Source organism: Terrisporobacter muris, assembly GCF_024621905.1.
GTDB lineage: Bacteria > Bacillota > Clostridia > Peptostreptococcales > Peptostreptococcaceae > Terrisporobacter > Terrisporobacter muris.
This window is the reverse complement of the sequence record NZ_JANKBY010000460.1, coordinates 1-2,241: the sequence shown is the minus strand read 5'-3', so window position 1 is coordinate 2,241 and position 2,241 is coordinate 1. Positions and strand designations below refer to the sequence as shown.

Below are 2,241 nucleotides of genomic sequence, written 5' to 3'. Positions count from 1 at the left end.
GATCTATGAAAAACTTGATTAATTGACAAAAAAAATATATTATATATACATCGACATTATAATATTCTATATTATAGGAGGAATACATATGGATTTAAATTTATTATTAAAAATTTGTCTTTTAGTAGTTATTATAGGAGTTGGCCTTAAACTATTAAAAGTTTTTACATCTATGATTTTTAAGGCTGCACTATTAATTTTAGTATGTCTATTAGTTCTTAAATTCTTCAAACTAATTTAAACTATAAAAACCTCTTAAAATCTATCACCGTTAATAAGATTTTAAGAGGTTTATTTATGATATTAATTATTATATTTGATTTGCATCCTTGCTATAAATAGCTCCACCTAGTATTTGCTCTTCCTTTTCTACAAACTCTTCTAATCTAGGATTTATAGCTTTTAAAAACATATTTATAAAGTTTAGTAGTATAAAGAATACTACATAAGTTGCAATAAATATTTCTACATTACCTAATACTCCAAATAGATGACCTAAATTTGCATGTCCAGTTGATACAAAGAATGATGATAATTTGTATGCTGCTAATGTTGCTATTGCTAAGGGAAATGTAAATGCTGCATATGATGGTTTAAATCCTTCTTTAAAAAGCTTAATTATATAAGCATAGACAACACCTAAAAGTATTAATCCAGTAACTATAAGCCATGTTAACATATACATATTTGGGTGTGGCTCTATTGATAAAATACCAACAATACCTAGTGGCGCTGGAGAACAAACAATCCCTACAGTAGGTAGTTTTTTATCATCTAATATTTCACTTTTAAAAACAATGTATAAAACTACTGGTAATAATATTGTATAAAAAGTAAATCCAAACATTAGCATGAAATGCGCTATAGCAGGTATTATTCCACCCATTCCCACACTGGCAACACTACCTGTTATCATGCCCGTATATATAATAAAACATGTAGGCATTACATTGTTAAAGTTTCTTTCTTTAATTCTTATTATTGTATAATAAATTGCTATAGAATAATGATATATAGCTGCCCCTATCCATAACGCTGAACAAAACTTTGGTGCATGTGGATAAAAATATGCAGATACTAACCAAGTTACCATACCGAATGTTGGATAAAAAGTTCCCATTACTGGATCTTTAAGTTCTTTTAACATTGTTTTAGGGAATTTTATTAATCTTATAAACATTAGTGATAACATTATTACTGCTAATCCTATAGATAGTGGTTTTAAGTAATTTATATCTTTTATTAACCAGCAGTTACTTAATGTTATAAATGCTAAACATGTACCACTTATTCCGATGTGTAAATTTTCTAATTTATCTAAATACTGTCTCATTTAATCACCTCTGTCAATTTTATATTTACACTTTATTTTCTTGCCGGCCTTAACTATGTACATCATTATATCACCATTATTCAAAAAATAAATAGGATTTCAATATTTTATATATTTAACTTTTTCATGCTAATCATAAGTTTTGTTTATGGATGATAATGTCTTTAATAGAATAATATTATTATATTATTTTCGTAAAACAATTAAATTTATATGTTATTAACGTCCATAATTGTAGCTCCCTTTTTTACAATTAATAACTAACCCGTTACCTGTTGATTTGAATAAAATATGTCCACATTCATCACTTCTGTGAACCTCTATATTTTCATTTTTTAAAGTTTGCATAGTTTCTTTATTTGGATGACCATATCTATTGTTTTTCCCAACTGTTATTACAGCATACTGAGGATTAATTTTCTTTATAAAATTAATATCAGAACTAGTATTAGAACCATGGTGGCCTACCTTAATTAAGTCAACATCATCCACCTTAATAATTCTTTCAATATCATATCCTGCATCTCCCATAAGCAATACCTTATCATTACCGTTTACATATTCTAAAACAATAGAATTATCATTTGGGTTCTTAAGATTTGCTGCTGATAACACTTTAAACTTTGATGTTCCTAAATAGAATTCTGTTCCTAATAATGGTACACTAGGGTATAAACTTTTCTTAGCCATTGAATTTATAAAGTCTGAGTAAGTTTTTGTATTTGCATCTCCATTACTTACATAAACATTTTTTACAGGAATTGAATTAATTACAGCATCTTTGTTGCTGGTGATAGAGGTCTAGCAGGAGGATATAACTCAAACATAATAAAATTAACTCTTAATCACATGGGTAATAAACATGAAAAAATCATGCCTATAGGTAAAAAGGCAACAGAATATTTTGC

General features: G+C 27.2%; 3 protein-coding genes. 1 reads left to right on the top strand and 2 read right to left on the bottom strand.

Translation table 11 applies throughout. The features are described 5' to 3' along the window. Positions 1 to 88 precede the first annotated feature (88 nt). Positions 89 to 241: a hypothetical protein gene (locus NSA58_RS19185; protein WP_257560867.1), complete on the top strand. Its 153-nt coding sequence runs from the start codon at positions 89 to 91 to the stop codon at positions 239 to 241. 69 nt (positions 242 to 310) lie between these two features. Here NSA58_RS19185 and NSA58_RS19180 read toward each other — a convergent pair whose 3' ends face one another. Together NSA58_RS19180 and NSA58_RS19175 are read right to left on the bottom strand one after the other, a co-directional pair. Continuing rightward, positions 311 to 1,333, bottom strand: a complete 1,023-nt coding sequence (locus NSA58_RS19180) for a TDT family transporter (RefSeq protein ID WP_039680861.1) — start codon at positions 1,331 to 1,333, stop codon at positions 311 to 313. Positions 1,334 to 1,552: 219 nt separating this feature from the next. Continuing rightward, complete coding sequence (locus tag NSA58_RS19175) at positions 1,553 to 2,023, bottom strand: ComEC/Rec2 family competence protein (RefSeq protein WP_257560866.1); 471 nt, start codon at positions 2,021 to 2,023, stop codon at positions 1,553 to 1,555. Between the last annotated feature and the right edge of the window lie 218 nt (positions 2,024 to 2,241).

Coding starts and splice junctions, on each gene's coding strand:
- NSA58_RS19185 (WP_257560867.1), top strand. CDS start 89: ATGGATTTAAATTTATTATTAAAAATTTGTCTTTTAGTAGTTATTATA.
- NSA58_RS19180 (WP_039680861.1), bottom strand. CDS start 1,333: ATGAGACAGTATTTAGATAAATTAGAAAATTTACACATCGGAATAAGT.
- NSA58_RS19175 (WP_257560866.1), bottom strand. CDS start 2,023: ATGGCTAAGAAAAGTTTATACCCTAGTGTACCATTATTAGGAACAGAA.